Raw genomic sequence first — 2,143 nt, forward strand, 5'->3', positions numbered from 1 at the left:
TCCCTGGCCTTGAGTTGCGTATCGGTATCGCCAAACCGCGCCCTGACAGAAGTTTCGTCCAGGGCGACGGCATCCGCCGCAATACCGGCTTCCTTCAGTATTTGCTCCACTTTCGCCATCGTCGTACTGTCGATCTTGACGGTGGACTTGGCGCTGGAGACCTGGACCGCAGGCGCTTCGCCGAAAAAGTTGGGCAGCGTGTACAGGGCTGCGACGATGAACGCAATCACAATGATGGCGTACTTCCAGGCCGGATAACGATTCATGAGAGGGCTGTTCCTGGTGGACGGATGAACAAAGTCAGGCCTGCCGGCCGTTGCGGCCGGCGAAAGCCTTATTTGGCTGGATTGATAGCGCCTTTGGGCAGCACCTGGATGATCGCGCTGCGCTGCAGCTGGACTTCGACGCCTGGCGCCAGTTCGAGGGTCAGGTACACATCGCCCAGCTTGGTCACCTTGCCCAGCAGGCCGCCTGCGGTGGCGACTTCATCGCCCTTGGCCAGCGCCTCAATCATGGCGCGATGCTCTTTCTGCTTTTTCATCTGCGGGCGGATCATGACGAAGTACAGGACCACGAACATCAGCACCAGAGGCAGCATGCCCGTCAGCGAGGACATCATGTCACCGCCGGCAGCGGCAGCGGGAGCGGTTTGGGCAAAGGCGGAAGAAATGAACACGGCTAACTCCACAACGATTTAAAAGACACACTGGCGCGCGCCATCCGGCACGGACAGCGCACAGAGTTCACGATTGTATGCGGCGGGGCATCCGCAGAAGGGGGTAACTGGCGCGCACCAGGGGCTTTTCAAGCCGGGGTTGCGCGCAAAGGGCTGCTGCAAGCTCCGCAGCAAAGCCGCTCCATGAAGGAAACACCGGACCGGCGGCGAGGCCGGCGCCGGTCCAGGCTTTAAGCCGCTTCCCGCTGAACGGTAGATCCGGGGGTACGAAAGGATTCCATCAACGCGGCCCACTGGGGCCGCGCTGCTGCCAGGTGGCGTGCCTTGACATGGCCATAACCCTTGATCATTTCTGGAATCCGGGCGATTTCCAACGCCGTGGCGTGGTTTTCGGCCGTCAGGCCAGCCATCACGTCCTGCAGGCTCGCCTTGTATTCCTCAATCAGGGCCCGCTCGGTGCGCCGCTCCTCCGTGCGGCCAAAGACATCCAGCGGCGTGCCGCGCAGACCTTTCAGGCGAGCCAACACCTTGAATGCGCCCAGCATCCAGGGGCCGAACTGCTTCTTCTGCAGCTCGCCCTTGTCGTTTTTGGACGCAATCATGGGCGGCGCCAGGTGGTAATTGAGCTTGAAGTCGCCTTCAAACATGCCGTTGACTTTGTCCAGGAAGCCCGTGTCGGTGTGCAGGCGCGCCACTTCGTACTCGTCTTTGTAAGCCATGAGTTTGAAAAGGTACCGGGCCACCGCCTCGGTCAGCAGCGTCTTGCCCAGCGGCGCTTCCACAGCGCGCACCTTCTCCACAAAAGCCTGGTAGGTCTGCGCATATGCCGCGTTCTGATAAGCCGTCAGGAAGTCAACCCGCTTGGCCAGCATGTTGTCCAGCGAAGGGCGCTTCACGAACTCGATCACCTGGGCGGCCTTGAACAGGGCCTGCACCGCAGCCAGGTCGTGCGCGCAACGCCGGCCCCACTCAAAAGCCGCCTTGTTGTTGTCAACCTGCACACCGTTGAGCTCGATCGCGCGCATCAACGCGGCGTGCGACAGCGGCACCCGGCCTTTTTGCCAGGCAAAGCCGAGCATGAGCGGGTTGGTGTAGATCGAATCCCCCACCAGCTGCACCGCGACCTGCTCAGCATCAAAGCTACCGAGCAAGTCAGCGCCCACTGCGGAGGTCACGGCCGTCTCGCAATTGCCGCCAGGGAACTGCCAGGCGGGGTTGGTCACAAAGGCCGCTGTCGGCGTGCCGTGTGAATTCATGGCCACGTAGGTACGGCCCGGCTGCATGACGGTCAGCGTGTACTTGCTGGCCGCCACGATCGGATCGCAGCCGATCACCAGGTCCGCCTTGGCGGTGTCGACTTTGGTCGTGTAAATGGCTTCCGGCCGGTTGGCGATCTGAATATGGCTCCAGGTGGCGCCGCCTTTTTGCGCCAGGCCACCCGCATCCTGCGTGACCACACCCTTGCCC

At 62.0% G+C, this 2,143-nt stretch carries 2 protein-coding genes and 1 pseudogene; all 3 read right to left on the bottom strand.

From position 1 onward, the window contains the following. Positions 1-266: pseudogene (locus AC1DWI_RS20635) on the bottom strand (protein translocase subunit SecD); the annotation flags it as partial. A 68-nt stretch (positions 267-334) separates the two neighbouring features. Next, entirely contained in the window at positions 335-676 is a 342-nt protein-coding gene (yajC, locus tag AC1DWI_RS20640) for a preprotein translocase subunit YajC (RefSeq protein ID WP_477656808.1), read from the bottom strand. A 230-nt stretch (positions 677-906) separates the two neighbouring features. Beyond that, positions 907-2,143: DUF6537 domain-containing protein (locus AC1DWI_RS20645; RefSeq protein ID WP_477725625.1), on the bottom strand; the 1,237-nt coding region annotated here is incomplete at its 5' end.

The organism is Polaromonas sp. P3_C2 (assembly GCF_056402675.1).